Source organism: Geoanaerobacter pelophilus, assembly GCF_018476885.1.
Taxonomy (GTDB): domain Bacteria; phylum Desulfobacterota; class Desulfuromonadia; order Geobacterales; family DSM-12255; genus Geoanaerobacter; species Geoanaerobacter pelophilus.
Map to the genome: position 1 here is coordinate 285,805 of NZ_JAHCVJ010000004.1, position 16,904 is coordinate 302,708.

A 16,904-nucleotide genomic window follows, 5' to 3' on the forward strand; every position below is an offset into this window, starting at 1 on the left:
TCCCTGTGCGAGTTGAAACCGATATAAAGCTGGGGTTTAAGGATGTGCTGATTCGTCCGAAACGGTCGAACCTCAAGAGCCGTTCCCAGGTTGAACTGGAACGGGGGTACACTTTTCTGCACAGCAGAAAGCAGTGGTCCGGCATCCCGGTCATTGCTTCCAACATGGACACCATTGGTACCTTTGAAGTGGCAAGGGTGCTGGCACGCCATGGTTTGTTGACGGCCGTTCACAAGCATTACTCTCCGGCAGAGTGGGATGATTTTCTGAGAAACTGTGATCCGGCGATTTGCTCCAGCATCATGGTCACCACCGGCACCTCCGGCGAAGATTTTGCCAAACTGAGCAGCATCATGGGGAGCCACCAGGAACTTGAATTCATCTGCATTGATGTGGCAAACGGCTATGCAGAGATTTTCGTGGATTTTGTCGGCAAGGTCCGGGCGGCGTTTCAGGACAAGACCATTGTCGCCGGCAATGTGGTGACCGGCGAGATGGTTGAAGAACTGCTGCTTTCCGGAGCCGATATCGTCAAGGTAGGGATCGGCCCCGGCTCGGTCTGCACCACAAGGCTCAAGGCAGGGGTGGGTTATCCCCAGCTCTCGGCAGTCATTGAATGCGCCGACGCCGCTCACGGCCTGGGCGGCAGAATAATCTCCGATGGGGGCTGCACCTGTCCGGGCGACGTGGCCAAGGCGTTCGGCGGCGGCGCCGATTTTGTCATGCTCGGCGGAATGCTGGCCGGTCACGATGAATGTGGCGGGGAACTGGTGGAACGAGGCGGTAACAGCTTCAAGGTCTTTTACGGCATGAGCTCGGCAACGGCCATGTCCAGGCACAGCGGCGGCGTCCCAACCTACAGGGCCTCAGAGGGTAAAACCGTTGAAGTCCCCTACCGCGGACCAATCGAGGAGACGGTCAAGGATATCCTCGGCGGGGTCCGTTCCGCCTGCACCTATGTCGGAGCCAGCGCCCTCAAGGAGTTGACCAAACGGACTACCTTCATCCGTGTGCTGGAGCAGGAAAACCGAATTTTCCCCACCCCGACAGACATCATCCCCTGAGTTGCTCCGCACAGGGGATGCAGGCTGGGCCATTGCTTGTTTCGCGCAGCCGGGTCTCCATCACTGGCTCGCCACAAACCGCGCAATTAAAAGACTTCCGCTTCCTGGCTGTCTCGGGTTCGTCTATTTCAACATGGCGCAGGGTAATAATGGCTTCCTGCGGCGCATTACGGATGAACGCTTCCCGCTTTTGCCTGTCGTCCCGGAATTCAGGCGGCACCCCGTCATCGCGGTACACAACCCTTACCCCTGTGCCGCTTTTCCGTGAATAGACCGTGTACACCTGCTTGCCGTAATCGCGAAAAATCAGATTACCCTTGCCAAAGGTGCAGCCGGTAACATATTGCAAGGCATCGACCCCACAGGCATCGTTCTCGACGATCGCCACCAGCTCCTCGTCCCCTGCCCTGCTGACCTTTAACGCCGCCATGGCTGCCAAGGCCAGCCGGTAGCCGATGGCCAGACCAGGGCATTGATGGCCGTGAAAGGCAACAATATCCGAATAATTCACAATAGGCCTCCTGTTAAATTAACGAAAAAATGGGGCATGGTTGGAAGTAAAAAGCGGCGGATCGCGCCGCAGAATTGCCGCCACCAAAGGGTCCCGCTTGAATTCACGCTCCACAAACCCCCGCACTTGTCGGCGGTCCCACCCCTGGGGGTGATGAAACCCGGTGTACAGCGACAGGTCGCCATCATAGAACGGCTCGGTGGCACATGCTGCCGCATCGCTGCTGCAAAGCGGCATATTGAACAGAGCCAGATTAAGAAAGCCGATAGACTCGTGATGCTGCCGGACAAAATCCAGGGTCTGCCGGGCATCTGTTTCCGTTTCCGCCGGGGTGCCGAACAGCAGGTAGAGATAGACGCCAATCCCGGCTGCTTTTAGATTCTGCAGGATCGTAGAAGCCATTCCAAGCTCGATCCCTTTATGCAGACGGTCCAGCACCCCCTGGTCCCCTGACTCCAGCCCCAACTTGAGCATGACGCATCCCGAATTTTTCAGTCCGCGGCAGTAAGCGGGATCGGCCAGCTCCTTGTTGAAGCGGGCAAAACCGTACCACGGAGCACCAGGCGACGTCTCCTGAAAAAGATCAAGCAGCGCCGGGCTGATGGCGTTATCCAGAATGTGCAGCAGCACCGGACGATATTCCAGCGACAGTCTTTTCATCTCGGCAACTGCCTGTCTCGGCGGCACCGGGTGATAGCTGTTACCTTCCGCGAGTTCCGGGCAGAACGAACAGCGGTTCCAGTAACAGCCACTGGAGGCACTATAAGGCAGAATAAGCCCCGGAGCTAGATATTGCTCCAGAGGGAGCCCGGAATAATCAGGCAATGAGCAGCCTGGCCCGTCACCATTCCTGCCGAGCAGCGACAGCAGCGGGGCTTCACCCGCTCCGGCCACTATCTCATCCACAAGACCGCCAAAAGGGTTTACCCAGCCGGGCCGCCTCGCCCACGAGGTCACCAGCCCGCCACCGACAATGATCCGCAATTTGGGGAAATGCTGCCGGATAAAGCCGATCATGGCAAAAGTGGCCAGGGCCTGGCTCAGGTAATTCAGGGAAAATCCGACATCAGTAACCCTTGCCAGAAACTCGGGAAGCCGGGTGCTGAACCATGGAAAAAACAGGCTCTCGGAAAAGCGTTCCGCAGCCGTAATCAGGTCAGCACTTTTCAGGGGTGAGAGCCGGCGGTCCTGGAAATCGGAAAACCCGGCAACTACCCCGCTTTCCCGGCCAGCCATATTGAGCAGACGGTTCAGATCGCTGACTGAACGGCCATAGCGATCCGGCGTACGGTAACAGTCCGGATCCCGCAGCGACTCAAGATGCCGACCACGGCTGGTGGCGGCACGCCGGGTCCAGGTGTCGCTGGCAGCCACAGGATTGCCGATCAGCCAGAGCAGGCATTCGAGGTTCGCATCCAGCAGCTGGCATTTATCTCCGGCAGCCTTAAGGGCTCCGGCCAAACGGGCGATCCCGGCAGGCGGCTCGCAAGGCTTGGCAACTGGGGGAAAAATCAGAAGCATGTCCGGCATTATGCGGCACATCACAGCAACAGGCAATTGCTTTTACAGCTACCGTGACCCAGTATTCGACGACCCCTGGCTCTGGACAGCAGCCAATTGTTTGGTAAGATTATCTGCGGAACGCCTTGAGTGCGAATTAAACCTAAAGGAGAAATTATGAAAAAAGGATTACTGGCTGTATTGGTTGCAAGCATAGGCTTTGCCGGAGTATCTGTTGCCGCTGAGAAGGCAGGGGCAGTTAATGGAGCCGACCTCCTGGAAAAGCGCTGTGCAACCTGTCACCCTTCGGCCAAGGTAAAAGGGGCCAAGAAGAGCCTTGCGCAATGGGAGACAACCGTAACAACCATGATGAGCAGAGGCGCCAAACTCAATGCGGCAGAGAAGAAGGCGCTGGTTGAGTACCTCTCCAAAACCTACAAACCCTAGCAACCCATTTGCAGGGCAACACAACGGGCGACTCTTTCGGGGCCGCCCGTTTTTTATTGCCTGATAACCGTTCCCGCCGGTGCAACGTATACGCGTATACAGGTATACACATTAGACGCGCCTTAGCAGGGCAATTATAATAAACAAGCTGCAACTCACAAATTGCTACAGGAGCAACAATGGCCAAGAAACTTTTCATTGCCGCAACCGGTCAGAACTGCGGCAAGACCACAATCAGTCTTTCCTTGATCCACCTGGCGCGACAGCATTTCAAAAGGGTCGGCTACATAAAACCGCTCGGCCCAAAGTGTCAGGAGTTCAACGGTGTGGTGGTGGACAAGGATGCCGCGCTCATGGCTTCGGTCTTCGGCCTTGAGGATCAGATCGGTCTGATGTCCCCCCTGGTTCTGGGCAAAGGATCTACCAAGAAATTCCTGGATGGCGAACTCTGCCGGGAATGGGCCGCCGAAACCATCGTCACGGCCTGCCGCACCTTGGAAGAAAACTGTGATCTGCTCATTGTCGAAGGCGCCGGGCATGGCGGCGTCGGTTCGGTTATCGGTCTGAACAATGCCGAAATGGCCAAGCTGATCGGCGGACCGGTGATCATGGTGGCAGGCGGCGGGATCGGCAATGTGATCGACTCGGTGCAACTGAACCTGGCCCTGTATGAAAAAGCGGCTGTTGATGTCCGGATGCTGATCGTCAACAAACTGGTCCCGGAAAAACGGGAATCATCTCTTGCCTATCTGACCAAGGCCTTTAGCGGCAGCACTATCCAAGTCAGCGGCGCCTTCGACTACTCGCCGGTGCTGGCCGACCCGACCCTGCACAGCATTTCCAAACTGCTGCAGCACCCGCTCCAGGGGGACCCATCGCAGGGGCAGAGGATCATTCATAACATCCAGCTCGGCGCGGCCTCATCGCAAAAGGTCATCGACGGCCTGCGCAATTCGTCGCTGCTGATCACCACCAGCTCCCGCGATGAACTGCTGGTTACCCTTTCATCGCTGTATAACATCCCTGCTTACCGGGAAAAAATCGCCGGAATAGTCATTCCCGGTCATGCGCCACTGTCGGCCATTACTGAGAAAATCGTCAAGGACAGCCGCATTCCGTTCATCCGGATCGAGCAGACCACCGCCGAGGTGTTTACCGCGCTCAACTCCCATGTGTCAAAGATATCGGCCGAAGACAACGAGAAGATATCCCTGATCCAACGTGAGGCGGAACAGGTGATCGACTTTGCCTCCATCATGAAACTGCTTAAGGCTGAAAGCGGTGCAACCGCGTCATTGCCCTGTGCGGCATAACATAACGCAGGGCTACCCCCTGATGGCGCCCATCATCAGCTCAAAATCCTCAAGCAGCGCCTGCAGGTCTTCCTCATGCTCGACCTCCTGCTGGAGAATGGTGAGCACCATGTTATAGGTTACCGGGTCCTTTTCCCTGGTCAGATCGAGCAGCCGGTTGTAAACGCCGATAGCGCACTGCTCACCCTTGATGTTCTGCTCCAGCAGGGTCTTGACAAAAGGATCATCCGGCGCATCGTAACCGCAGTTGGTAAAGGTATACCAGTCCTGCGGCTTGGTAACCGGTGTGCCGCCCAACTGGATAATCCGCATCGCAACCATATCGGCATGCATCAGCTCCTCTGTGGCATGCTGCAACAGCTCGGCGCCAACCGCGTCCTTCATCGGCCCCTTGACGACTTTTGCGCCGAGCCAGTACTGATAATAGGCCAGCCATTCGTCGCTGTATGCCTTGCGCAAAAGCTCCAGCAGCTCATTGACATCCATTCCGATGATTGCTCGTCCCTTAGATCCCATGGTCACCCTCCTGTCTTCAGCTAATCGTTCAAGCCGTTTTTTGTCTCTGCGGATTATTTAATCTATATTTTGATTTTACCATGTTTTAGATTTTGCATACTGCTACTGCAAATATTGGGTTACCTTTCAGGCCAGAGTCTGGTATTTTTCGGTTAATCAGCCGTTGTTGCAACGGTAGCAATCTGCAAGGAGTGCCTCTGTGCCCAAAACAAAAACTGAAAGAGTAACCATTTCTCTGTGCCCGCCGGTCGATCTTGGCGGAGAACCAGGCTGGATTCCGTTCGATGCGCCATCACTTGTCGGCGAATCGCTCAGGTTCGTCTCCGGAGAACCTGATGGCAACCGCTTTCGCGCCCGCTACTACCGCGATGCCGAACAGCATCTCCATGCCAGGATCTGGTTCGGCCCGGAAACCGAAGGCCCTCCGGGGCACGCCCACGGCGGCGCGGTAGCCGCGGTAATGGACGAAGCGCTGGGCCTGGCTGCCTGGGCAGCAGGCTATCCGATCGTGGTCGGCAACCTGAACGTCAGTTTCCGCAACATGCTGCCGCTGCAAAAGGTTGTCACTGTGGAAAGCCGGGTGATCTCTGCCGAAGGGCGGAAGGTAATGGTCCATGGTCGGATCTTCTCGGGCGAAACGGTCTATGCCGAAGCCGAATGCCTCTGCATCACTATTCCGGGGAAGTAAAAACTCCTGCTGAAACAACGAAAGGCGGCCTAATCAGCCGCCTTTCGCGTTTTTGCTTCTCTGCCCGTTCACGTTGGCAAGTAATAATTACGGTGCCGTACCCTTGGCCACCGGCAGACCTGCTTCTTCCCAGTCGCTGAAAATTGTCTGGGCGATGTTCTTATAGGCCATCTTCTGCAGCTTGCGATAAGCGTTGTAGCTACGACCACCGGAGTTGCAATAGACGATGATCTTTTTCTCCTTGTCCAGCCCGGCAGAGCGAGCCGCAAAACTGGTTACCGGAATATTTACTGCCCCGGGGATATGGCCTTCGGCAAACTCCTTCTGATCGCGGACATCCACCAACGTCAACTTGTCCGGAGCCGAGGTCAGCATCGCCTGCAACTCCTTGGGCTGAATGCGAGTGGTATCAATCTTCTTTTCGTAATCCGGACCGGCGTAGATGGCAAACCCTTTCTCCTCCCAGGCCGGCATCCCTTCACTCAACACATATAAGTTGCGATAGCCGAGTGTTGCTGCCAGCCGGGCCGCTTTGGGGCTTTTACCGCACTTGAAGCCGTTGCAGTAGAACACCAGCTTGGCATCCTTTGGGAATGCGAGCACTGCCGGGTTCTTTTCTAACTCCGGTAACGGGATGTTCTTTGCCCCTTTGATATGCACCTCCTGATACTCCTCAGGGGTACGGGCATCAATCACCTCAAGACCGGCTTCTTTCCGGTCGATCATCGCTTTCAGCTCTTCGCTGCCGACCACGGTAAACGGTTCCGGTTGCTTGTCAGCTCCGCAGGCCAACCCAACCGTTACCAGCAAGGTCAGCATTACCATCATCAAAGTTCTTTTCATAACCACTACCCTTTCTGCAAAAATGAATACGGCAACCAAGGTTCGTGCCTCACTGTTTATAAAATTTACCTTAGCGATAAGTCAAATTGATTAAATCAATACTAATCGCCCAAGGAATAGCTTGTAACGATATGAAGATAAGCAGGGCGCGAACTATCTGCGATTGCAGCTTGCGACCGAATTCACTGTTGGAACGTTCCGGGCAGCTGTGCTACATTGCCGGAACAAACTGATCGTTTACATTCAGCAGCACTCAACAGGAGGATGGAACAATGAAGAAAATGATCATGCTGGCGTTGACCGTCGCCACACTGCTGTTCACCCAAACCGCTTTTGCCGAACTGACGAAAATCGCGGACAACGTCTACTCCTACATCGGCAGCAAGGAAGCGTCACCTACCAACAGTTTTGCCGCCAACGCCGGGATCGTCATCGGCAAGGACGGCGTGCTGGTGGTGGATACCCTGATTTCGGCCAAGGAAGGGGAGCGGTTCCTGTCAGACATCCGCAAGGTAACCAATAAGCCGATCAAGTACGTGGTCAATACCCACACACATCTGGACCACGCCCTCGGCAACTGTGTTTTTGCCAGGCTCGGGGCGTCCGTCATCTCCCACACCGCAGACCGCAAGCTCATGGAGCGGGTCGGCGCCGACACCCTCAAGAACATCGGCAACTACGGCCTGAAGCCGGAGGATATGATCGGCACCGAAATCGCCCTGCCGTCGCTCTATTTCAGCGACCGGCTGACCATCGATCTGGGTGACGAGACCGTGGAACTGATCCGCACGGCGCCGTCTCACACCGAAGGGAGCGTGGTTGTTTCCGTGCCGGCCAAGAAACTAATCTTCAGCGGCGACATCCTCTTCACCGATTTTCACCCCTTCCTGGCTGATGGTGACTTCAGCGGCTGGGCCAAAACCCTGGACACGCTGCTGGCCATGGACGTCGAGAAGATCATCCCTGGTCACGGCCCGCTCTCCGGCAAGAAAGATCTGAAAGAGATGAAGGAGTATCTGGCGCTGTTCGACAGCAAAGCGCGGGAACTGGCCGCCAGTTCGCAGGATGCCGACGCTATTGCAGCTGAGCTGAAGCAGATCCTGCCCAAGCGAAGCTTGGCCGAGTGGATGATTGCCTACAATGTGAAGAGCCGGTATCTGGGCAAGAAATAGACACAAGGGTCCGCATGCAACAGGTCACCTCTTTTCTCTGGGTTCGCCCTGCCAGCGTCTGCCCTAGACGCCCGCCAGCAGGCTAAATAGCGCCTTTGCAATTGCCCTGAGCATCATAACATGCTATATCTACTGAGCACCTGAACCACAGGGACCAACCCTGTGGTTTTTTATTGGCCCAAAACAACAGGAGAACAGCATGAACAGGAAGCCCTCAGCCGGCAGCATCGTAGAAACGCGATGCACACGCTGCCGTACGATAATGAACCATACGATTGTTGCCATGATCGGGGAGCAGATTGCCCGGGTCGAGTGCAACACCTGCCACAGTGTCCATAATTATCACCCGATCAAGGTTGCCAAAGAACCGGCTGCGCCTAAAACCGCCACCACCAAGAGGGTTGCGGCACCCAGAAAACCGAAGGCAGATCCCGCGGCAGTTGCTGCTGCCGAGTGGGAAGCGCTGCTGGCTGGAGTAGACCCGGACCAGGCGATTCCATACGAAATGACCGGAAAATACCGCCTCAAAGCCTTGTTGCGCCATCCGCAGTTCGGGCTCGGCATTGTGCAGCTCGTACTGCCGGACAAGATCGATGTGCTGTTTCAAATGGGCAAGAAGCGGCTCCGCTGCGGTTAACGGTGAAGCTAAGCTTGGGGCCGAGCCTTATCTGGAGCGGCTCTAACGAATTTACGACCGTAACTTGAAGAATCTTAAATAACAGGCATTATGTAAGGGTGGCAAGATCACAAGCCATGCTGCGACAACCAACAGGATAAATGTCCGAGCCGTTCGGACATCTGGTGGAAGGAGTCTGCATTTCAATGATCGAAAACCTGCACAAATGGCTGATCACCAGGTTGGTACTCGCCTGGATCGTCCTGTCACTGTTGATCGGAGTTTTGGTTAATTATTTCGGCAATGCCCGTTTGGACAACCATGTTGTAAACATGGCCAAAACCGAAACCGCAAGTTACCGGGATGCGATAGTCTCCTACCTGAAATCACCTTCTCAGCAGTCCCTTGCCGAGCTAAACCGCAGAATCCAGGTTGAGATCGAACAGGACAACCTGATTGCCGTTGAATTCTATGATGCCGGTTCCCGGAAAATCGCCGAAGCAATCAAACCTTCTGCCCGAGAGGTGGAAAAAAAGCTCCCCAAGCACGGCACCGATTTTGCCGATAAAGACGGCATTATCTGCAAAAAACTGATGTTGGACAGCGACACCTATCTGCGGGTGTTTGTCCCCATAATGAATGGGGGCGGAGCCAAGATCGGTTACCTGGAAGGGATCTACCATGCGCCACGCGAAACCATTTCGCAGATCAAGCAGCAGATTTTCTGGTCGCTGATCCTGGTCGTACTGGTCATTTTCGCGACCAGCCTAGTGCTGTATCCCCTCATCATCCGCCTCAACAAGCGGCTCCTCGACTACTCGCGCAATCTCGCACTCACAAACATCGGCATGCTGAAGGTCCTGGGAAGCGCCATTGCCAAGCGCGACAGCGATACCAATATCCATAACTACCGGGTAACCCTCTACTCGGTGCGGATCGGCGAAAAACTGGGGCTTGCTAATAACCAGATGAAGGGGCTGATCAAAGGGGCCTTTCTCCATGATCTGGGAAAGATCGCCATCAGCGATGCGATCCTGCTTAAACCTGGCAAGCTTACTGACGAAGAATTTGAGGTCATGAAGACCCATGTCCGCCATGGCGAGGATATCATCCGCAACTACGACTGGCTGCAGGATGCGCTCGACGTGGTTGGCGGCCACCACGAAAAATACGATGGCAGCGGTTACCCAAACAGCCTGGCTCAGAGTAACATCCCGCTCAATGCCCGGATATTCGCCGTGGCAGATGTGTTTGATGCCCTGACCTCCAGACGACCATACAAAGAACCATTCGGTTACGATGTTGCGCTTGAGATCCTGCGACAATCCGTTGGCAGTCACTTTGACCCGGACGTCGCCCGGCTCTTCCTTGACCATGCCGCCGACATGCACGCCGAAATCTGCACTGACAATGAGCCGTTGTTGCACCAAAAGCTGGAACTGTGCATAGATCAGTATTTTCAATAGCCGGATAATGGAAACAGGGATGTTATTAAAAAGGATGACGATGATATGCCCCCAACCCGCTGTGCCTGGGTCGGCAGCGACCCGCTTTACCAGTCATACCATGATCAGGAATGGGGAGTGCCGGTCCATGACGACCGGCTGCTGTTCGAGTTTCTGACTCTGGAAGGGGCCCAGGCAGGGCTTTCCTGGATCACCATTCTGCGCAAGCGCGAGGCTTACCGCGCGGCCTTTGCCGGGTTTGACCCAGCTGTAGTGGCCCGCTTTGACGAGGCAAAGACCGCGGAACTCATGGCCAACTCAGGCATCGTCCGCAACCGGTTGAAGATTGCCTCGACCATTACCAATGCCCGCGCCTTTCTGAAGGTGCAGGAGGAATTCGGTTCCTTCGATGCCTACCAATGGCGCTTCGTAGACGGCGCGCCGATCCAGAACGCTTGGCAGAGCATAAAGGAAGTCCCGGCCAGCACTCCTTTATCGGATGCCATGAGCCGGGACCTGAAACAACGCGGCTTTCGCTTTGTCGGCAGCACCATCTGCTACGCCCATATGCAGGGAATCGGCATGGTCAATGATCACACCTGCGACTGCTTCCGCTGGCGAGAGCTTGGCGGTGGGTAGCTAACCGCCGGTTACAATTTGAACTGCTTTACCAGCCGCTGCAACTCCTCGGCATTACGGTTCAGCTGTGACGCTGCAGTTGCCGATTCCTGAGCGCCTTGTGAAGTCTGCTGCACCACATCGGTAATCTGGTGCATATTGCTGGAAATCTCGCTGGTCGTGGCAGTCTGCTCTTCTGCAGCAGTGGCGATCTGGTTGATCTGCATCGATACCGCACTGATCTGTTCCAGAATCTCATTGAGCGATGTCTCTAACTGAGCCGCATCGGTTGCCCCCTGCTCGGTCCCTTTGACCCCTTCCTCCATCGAAGCGATCGCCAGCTTAGTCTCCGACTGGATCGCCTTGATCATTTCGCTGATCTCCTTGGTGGCCTTGGTGGTCCGCTCCGCCAGGGCACGAACCTCATCGGCGACCACTGCAAAACCTCTCCCCTGCTCTCCGGCGCGGGCAGCTTCAATGGCGGCATTCAGCGCCAGCAGGTTGGTCTGGTCGGCAATATCCTCGATGGTGGCCACTATGGCGCCGATCTGGTCGGAGCGGGCACCGAGCGACGCCACAATCTCGGCATTTTCTCGCGTCTTGCCTCCGCGAAACTTGATGCCGTCAATCGTCTGCTTGACTACTTCAAACCCTTTCCGGGCAATCTGGGTTGCCAAATCAGAGCCGTCTACGGCAAGCTGGCAGTTCTGGGCGATATCGCCGGATGTGGCGGCCATCTCTTCTCCGGCAGTGGCAACCGAAACCGACTGGGCAGCTACTTTTTCCGCACCGGTGGCGATCCGTTCGGCAGTGCTTTGGACCTGGTTGGCGGCCACTGCCACCTGCGTCGAACCATCCGCCACCTTTGTGAGTGCGTCAGCAAAAGATTCTGCCATCACGTTGAACGATCTGCCGATAGTGCCCAGTTCATCACTGCTTTCTAAACGAATGCGCTGCGTCAGATCGCCATTGGCCATGGCTTCGCTGGCAACGATCAATGCCGATGATGCTTCGGCAATGGAGCGAATTATCATGATCCCCAGCAGCAATGACACCAGTATCGAGCCGGCAATGGCAGCAATGACCAGGATCATGGTGGATCGGTAATTCCTGACAGCTTCCTCGTGAGATTTTTTGGCAAGCATGTTTTCGTGATCATACAGCTTTTGCACCACTTCATTGGCGTCCTTGAACAGCGGGTTGATCTTGGTCAGGGTCAGCGCCACCCCCTCATCGAACCGACCGGCCAGGATCGCCTCGCGGACTGGCAGCAACCCTTCCTTGACAAAGCGCCCCCGTTTTTCGGCAAATTCATCGGCCAGTTTCTTCTCTTCGCCACTCATCGGGCCGATGGTGTACTCTTTCCAGACTGCCGTGATCTCTTCAATATTCTTCATCACCTGATCGGTATGAAAAGGAAGGGCATGATCGTGCAGCTTTACGATATCCGGACTTTTTGGATCATGCTGCAGCGACAGCAGCAGCTGGATGCGGTTGTCGCGCATCAACCCCCTGATCTGGCTCAGCTGGATGACACTTGCCATATTCTTCTTGTAGAGCGTTTCGATCTGCCTGTTACTGGCCTTCATGCCGACCAAACCCAGAACGCCGGCAACAACGACCGAAATACATCCCACCAGCAAAATAATCAAGATTTTAGTCTTTATGCTGAAATTCATACAAATACTCTCCTTAAAATAAGTTTCACAGCACAGTTCTGACTCTTTCCAGCAACGCCTCGGCAGTAAACGGTTTCTGCAGGTAGTTGACCTCTTCCTCAAGGGTATCGCTGCGAATGCTGGGGTTCATCGGGTAACCGGAGATATAGACGACCCGCAATGAAGGGATCTGGACCAGCAGCTGCTCGTAAAGCTCCGGCCCGCTCATGACCGGCATGACGATATCCGAAACCAGCAGATCAATTCTGTCCCGGTTGTTAAAGGCAACTTCCACGGCACGATTACCGTCTGCGGCTGTCAGCACCTGATAACCGTACCCTTCCAGCATCTCCCGGACCATATCCCGGACCATCTCATTATCTTCAACCACCAGAATGGTTTTTTCATCATGAGCCTTGGCAGGAGCAAGCACCGGCGCCTGTGCCTCGACCAGGGGCACTTCAGCAGCTGCCGGCAGATAGATACGAAATGTCGTCCCTTCATGTTCGCGACTGGTGACGCTTATATGGCCATGGTGCTGTTTGACGATACCGTAGACCGTTGCCAGCCCCAGCCCGGTGCCATGCCCTGCAGCCTTGGTGGTGAAAAACGGCTCAAAAATATGAGCGAGCACATCGCTGTTCATACCGCAACCGGTATCGTGGAACGCCAGCAGGATATAGTCTCCGTCAGTCATCCCCGGGTGCAGCCTTACGTTTTCGCCATCCATGAACACCTTGCAGGTCTCAATGGCTATAATGCCTTTGCCACTCAAGGCATCCTGGGCATTGACAGTAAGATTGAGAATCACCTGCTCCATCTGGGAACGATCCGCCGCAACAAACGCCCCTGCCGGATCAAGGGCCAGCTTGATGCTGATGCTTTCCCGAATGGTTCTGCGCAGCACGATATAAAACGATTCAATGACCTCGTTAAGGTCAAAAACCTTGGTGGCAACTGCCTGTCGGCGGCCGAAGCTCAAGAGCTGCTGGGTGAGGTCTTTGGCCTTGTGCGCGGCCGCGCTGATCCCTGCCACCTTTGCGACCAGCGGGTCGCCAGGTTGCAACCGGGCGGCAACCATCTCGGCATAACCAAGGATCGGCGTCAGCAGATTATTGAAGTCATGGGCGATGCCACCGGCCAGATGGCCAATGGCTTCCATCTTCTGGGCCTGGCGGAGTTGCATCTCCATCTCGCGCTGCTCGGTAATGTCGCGTTCCAGAACAACCATACCGTGGCGGCTGCTGTCAGCCTTGTAAAGGGGGATTTTACTGGTCGCAAGGATTAGTTCTCGACCATCCGGTCCGGTGATCACCTCTTCCAGATGCATCGGGCATTGCTGCTCCCATGCTACTTGGTCCGATTGCCGGCAGGAAAGCAGTGCATCCTTCCTTTCAGGCACGATCTCAGCCAGTTCAAGGTCGGTTTTCCCGAAATAATCCACCTGCTGCAGGTTGAACAGCTCTCTCCCCGCGTTATTGGCATGCAACCACCTGCCGGCAGCGTCTTTAAAGAAGATCGCATCCGGAATGGCCGAAAGCAGGCCACGCATGCGCGTCTCGCTTTCGAGCGCCTGCTCCTCAGCTTCCTTAATGTCGGTTATGTCGGAGACAATATGCACCGCGCCGGTTATCTCGCCGAACTCATTTCTGATCGGGTCAACCGTAGTTTCATACCAGCGTTCATTATGCACGATCTGCATTGAGGCACGATGACCGGTGTCCAGCATCTTCTGAAAGGGACAGCCTGAAATATGCAATGTGGCGTTATGGGCGACTTCACAACACTTGTGACCAATCACCTCGTCTCTCAGTTTGCCGAAAATCTTCTCGGTGGCTTTGTTGGCACGAAGCACATGGAGGTTAATGTCCATGACCCAGATGGCATTCTCCACAGCATTGAAGGTCGATTGCCAAGCCTCGGCAGACTGTGAAATTTCTTTCTGTTGTTCCTGCTGAACACGATAAGCAGCTTCAATTCGCTTCAACTGACGCAGCAGACTGAGTGCCAGCAGGCTCAGGGCCACAGAGACCAGCGCGACAAGCACTGCCTGGATGAAAGTATCCTGCTGCCATTGTGAAAGCACCTCGTCTTTATCCATATTTGCCATGGCAACTATCGGAAAATCATCCAGCGAATCATAGGAAACGATCCGGGCACTCGACTCCAAAAGCGCCTTGCCTCTGGGAATGTGGAAAGTGCCTTTTGGCGAACGGGGAAGATGGGTACGGACCAGGTGAGATTTCTTGAAGTCGCTTGCGAAATCCGACTCCTTGTATGGCACCGCCAGGAGCAGAACACCGTCCTTGCGTACCATGACGATCTTGCCGTTGTCCCCCAGCTCCAGTGATTCATAAAACCTGCGGAAATAGTCGAGGTCAAGGGCCACTGCCCCCACCCCGGCGAACTCCCCTTTGCCATTCAGAATTGATCGAGAAAGGGTGATGCGCCATTTACCGCTTATCCGGCTTTTGAACGGCTTCGAAAGGAAGGGAGAACCATCGACGGGATTGTCACGATGGTGGATAAAATAGTCACGATCCGACACATCGGCTTGGGCGACAGGCGTGTCAAGGGAATGGGCAAAGAGCAAGCCTTGCCGATTAACCAGGATAATCGAGGCAATTTGCGGGCTGGTGTGTTTATGGGAACCCAGCAGTCGCTTCAGATTTGTGCCTCGCTGTTGAGAGACACCTCCATGCTCTTCTACCTGTTCAATGACATACTGCAGAACGGCATCAGCTTCGTTGAGCGTCCGGTCGGCATGCTCTTTAAGCGCGTTGGCATAGCCACGTGTCTGCTGTTCCGACCCAGTGATCGTCAACCGGTATTCCGCCAGCGATTTCCATATGGAAAACCCTACAAGAACCAGGATCAGTGCCGTAACGGCAACAATAATCATGCGCCTCAGAAAGCTATAATCCGGCAGCTCACTGATGCTAACTGGTTTCTGGGATACTCCTGGCAAATTACGCATAATACCGTTATCGGCAATAACTGCAGCGGCTTAACCGGATTAATCCTGCAGATCGTAAACAGAAATTGATAGATGGTGTAACCGCCTGCAATTACAACACATAGGGTTTTCCCTAATAACGTTCCGTTTTCCCCATACGGCGTGCCTGCTGGTTTGAACTGAAGATGTTGTCCCGTTTTGGCTGCACGCCTGTAGCCAGAGCCTCGATCCACTCTTCTGTGCTCATCACCGCGGCAAAGCGCGACTGCATCACCACGGTCATCACCCGGTGGATCTCTTCGGCACTGGCACTGCCGGCACAATTGGCATAGGGAAGCGAGCCGGTGGCATCGGCCAGGAGTTCGACTGCAAACCCTTTGTGCATGCCGTCTACAACTGTCGAAAGATCGCAGTTGTGGGTCATATAGCCAACTATGGTAATGGTGTCGATGCCCCGCTCCCGCAACCACTCTTCGAGCCCGGTATTGGCAAAGGCGCTCGGCAAGCTCTTTGCCAGATAGTGGTCCCTGTTGCGCGAAGCGACAACCTGGTGCAGCTCCGCTCCATGGGTACCCTTGGCCATGAACGGCGCTGTTTCCGGCAGGATATTCTGCACAACCACCACTGGGATCGCCACTGCCTGGGCGCTATCCATGGCCAGGCCGATGTTGGCCAGAGATTGCTCCACCGGGGGGTATTCGATCGGCAGTTGGCCGCCGATATAATCGTTCTGCACATCGATTACTATCAATGCCCTGCTCATGATGTTTGCCATTGATATCTCCTTTTTCCGCTCCCCGGTAATTATTATTCCTAACCATAAGGTCAAGCCCTAGCTCTGCACACTCCTGGCGCAGGGTCAGGGATGTGATGGCTTCTCACTCTGGCCCTGGCGTTAGAATGTTATCCGGCGTTCGCTGGTTTCTGGGTACGGATACTCCATGTGGCGGGCTGTGGCTCGGGCAACGCTCGCGCCGCAATAACGTGCTACCACCGTCAATGCCATATCGATGCCGGCAGAGATCCCAGCCGAGCTGATCAGCGCGCCGTCGTCCACCACATGCAGGTCGCGCACGACCGTGGTCTGTGGAAACGACTGGGCCATCCAGTCCAGAGAGCGCCAATGAGTGGTGGCGCGATGGCCATCCAGCAGTCCGGCAAAACCGAGCAGCATGGCTCCGGTGCAGACCGAAGTCACCAGTTCCACTTCTTTGCCGCGAGCACCCAGCCAGGCCAGCATGGCAGGATTGCTCACCTCCCGGCGGGTGCCCCATCCCCCTGGCACGCAGAGGATATCGAACGGCGGACAATTCTCGAAACCATAGTCGACATTTACCCTCATGCCGCCGCTGGTGCAGACCTGCCCACCATGCTCGGCAATCAGCTTTACCTGGAAAGGTGACGGCTCCTCCCGGCGGTTTTCTTCGTTGAGCCGAGCCACGGAAAAGACCTCAAACGGGCCACAAAAGTCCAGCACTTCGATGTCGTCGAACATGACGATACCAACGGATTTCCTACCCATGTGAGCCTCCTTGCGTTACTCCCCGTTGTCACGCC

The 16,904-nt window shown here is 55.3% G+C and carries 16 protein-coding genes; 8 read left to right on the forward strand and 8 right to left on the reverse strand.

The features are described from left to right. Nucleotides 1-5 precede the first annotated feature (5 nt). Complete coding sequence (locus KI809_RS11760) at nucleotides 6-1,064, forward strand: GMP reductase (RefSeq protein ID WP_214171748.1); 1,059 nt, start codon at nucleotides 6-8, stop codon at nucleotides 1,062-1,064. Here the strand turns inward: KI809_RS11760 and KI809_RS20735 are convergent. Continuing rightward, nucleotides 1,054-1,575 carry an FmdE family protein gene (locus tag KI809_RS20735; protein WP_214171749.1) on the reverse strand — a complete coding sequence of 174 codons (522 nt, stop codon included), beginning with the start codon at nucleotides 1,573-1,575 and terminating at the stop codon, nucleotides 1,054-1,056. The genes KI809_RS11760 and KI809_RS20735 overlap by 11 nt on opposite strands. Nucleotides 1,576-1,593: 18 nt before the next feature. Continuing rightward, entirely contained in the window at nucleotides 1,594-3,096 is a 1,503-nt protein-coding gene (locus tag KI809_RS11770; RefSeq protein WP_214171858.1) for a B12-binding domain-containing radical SAM protein, read from the reverse strand. A 156-nt stretch (nucleotides 3,097-3,252) separates the two neighbouring features. On the opposite strand from KI809_RS11770, the gene KI809_RS11775 reads away from it, so the two are divergent. Then, on the forward strand, nucleotides 3,253-3,522 hold the full coding sequence (locus KI809_RS11775) for a c-type cytochrome (protein ID WP_214171750.1): 270 nt from the start codon (nucleotides 3,253-3,255) through the stop codon (nucleotides 3,520-3,522). A gap of 179 nt (nucleotides 3,523-3,701) precedes the next feature. Beyond that, nucleotides 3,702-4,835: an AAA family ATPase gene (locus KI809_RS11780; protein ID WP_214171751.1), complete on the forward strand. Its 1,134-nt coding sequence runs from the start codon at nucleotides 3,702-3,704 to the stop codon at nucleotides 4,833-4,835. A gap of 12 nt (nucleotides 4,836-4,847) precedes the next feature. On the opposite strand, the gene KI809_RS11785 is transcribed toward KI809_RS11780, so the two are convergent. Further along, entirely contained in the window at nucleotides 4,848-5,351 is a 504-nt protein-coding gene (locus KI809_RS11785) for a ferritin-like domain-containing protein (RefSeq protein ID WP_214171752.1), read from the reverse strand. A 199-nt stretch (nucleotides 5,352-5,550) separates the two neighbouring features. On the opposite strand from KI809_RS11785, the gene KI809_RS11790 reads away from it, so the two are divergent. After that, complete coding sequence (locus KI809_RS11790; protein ID WP_214171753.1) at nucleotides 5,551-6,039, forward strand: PaaI family thioesterase; 489 nt, start codon at nucleotides 5,551-5,553, stop codon at nucleotides 6,037-6,039. A gap of 87 nt (nucleotides 6,040-6,126) precedes the next feature. Here the strand turns inward: KI809_RS11790 and KI809_RS11795 are convergent, their stop codons facing one another. Further along, complete coding sequence (locus KI809_RS11795; RefSeq protein WP_214171754.1) at nucleotides 6,127-6,882, reverse strand: rhodanese-like domain-containing protein; 756 nt, start codon at nucleotides 6,880-6,882, stop codon at nucleotides 6,127-6,129. Between the two features lie 272 nt (nucleotides 6,883-7,154). Between KI809_RS11795 and KI809_RS11800 the strand changes: the two genes are divergently transcribed. From KI809_RS11800 to KI809_RS11815, 4 genes are all read left to right on the forward strand, one after another. Next, entirely contained in the window at nucleotides 7,155-8,054 is a 900-nt protein-coding gene (locus tag KI809_RS11800) for an MBL fold metallo-hydrolase (protein WP_214171755.1), read from the forward strand. 199 nt (nucleotides 8,055-8,253) lie between these two features. Then, the gene (locus tag KI809_RS11805; RefSeq protein WP_214171756.1) at nucleotides 8,254-8,691 is read left to right on the forward strand and encodes a hypothetical protein; all 438 of its coding nucleotides are present in this window, start codon (nucleotides 8,254-8,256) and stop codon (nucleotides 8,689-8,691) included. Nucleotides 8,692-8,831: 140 nt separating this feature from the next. After that, complete coding sequence (locus KI809_RS11810) at nucleotides 8,832-10,136, forward strand: HD-GYP domain-containing protein (RefSeq protein ID WP_214171757.1); 1,305 nt, start codon at nucleotides 8,832-8,834, stop codon at nucleotides 10,134-10,136. Nucleotides 10,137-10,181: 45 nt separating this feature from the next. Then, nucleotides 10,182-10,754 (forward strand): DNA-3-methyladenine glycosylase I, encoded by a 573-nt coding sequence (locus KI809_RS11815; RefSeq protein ID WP_214171758.1) that lies wholly within the window; start codon nucleotides 10,182-10,184, stop codon nucleotides 10,752-10,754. A gap of 11 nt (nucleotides 10,755-10,765) precedes the next feature. Here KI809_RS11815 and KI809_RS11820 read toward each other — a convergent pair whose 3' ends face one another. From KI809_RS11820 to KI809_RS11835, 4 genes are all read right to left on the reverse strand, one after another. Beyond that, nucleotides 10,766-12,412 carry a HAMP domain-containing methyl-accepting chemotaxis protein gene (locus KI809_RS11820; RefSeq protein ID WP_214171759.1) on the reverse strand — a complete coding sequence of 549 codons (1,647 nt, stop codon included), beginning with the start codon at nucleotides 12,410-12,412 and terminating at the stop codon, nucleotides 10,766-10,768. A 25-nt stretch (nucleotides 12,413-12,437) separates the two neighbouring features. Then, nucleotides 12,438-15,293 (reverse strand): PAS domain-containing protein, encoded by a 2,856-nt coding sequence (locus tag KI809_RS11825; protein ID WP_214171760.1) that lies wholly within the window; start codon nucleotides 15,291-15,293, stop codon nucleotides 12,438-12,440. Between the two features lie 187 nt (nucleotides 15,294-15,480). After that, nucleotides 15,481-16,122 (reverse strand): cysteine hydrolase family protein, encoded by a 642-nt coding sequence (locus KI809_RS11830; protein ID WP_246559367.1) that lies wholly within the window; start codon nucleotides 16,120-16,122, stop codon nucleotides 15,481-15,483. Between the two features lie 120 nt (nucleotides 16,123-16,242). Beyond that, complete coding sequence (locus KI809_RS11835; protein WP_214171761.1) at nucleotides 16,243-16,869, reverse strand: DJ-1/PfpI family protein; 627 nt, start codon at nucleotides 16,867-16,869, stop codon at nucleotides 16,243-16,245. Between the last annotated feature and the right edge of the window lie 35 nt (nucleotides 16,870-16,904).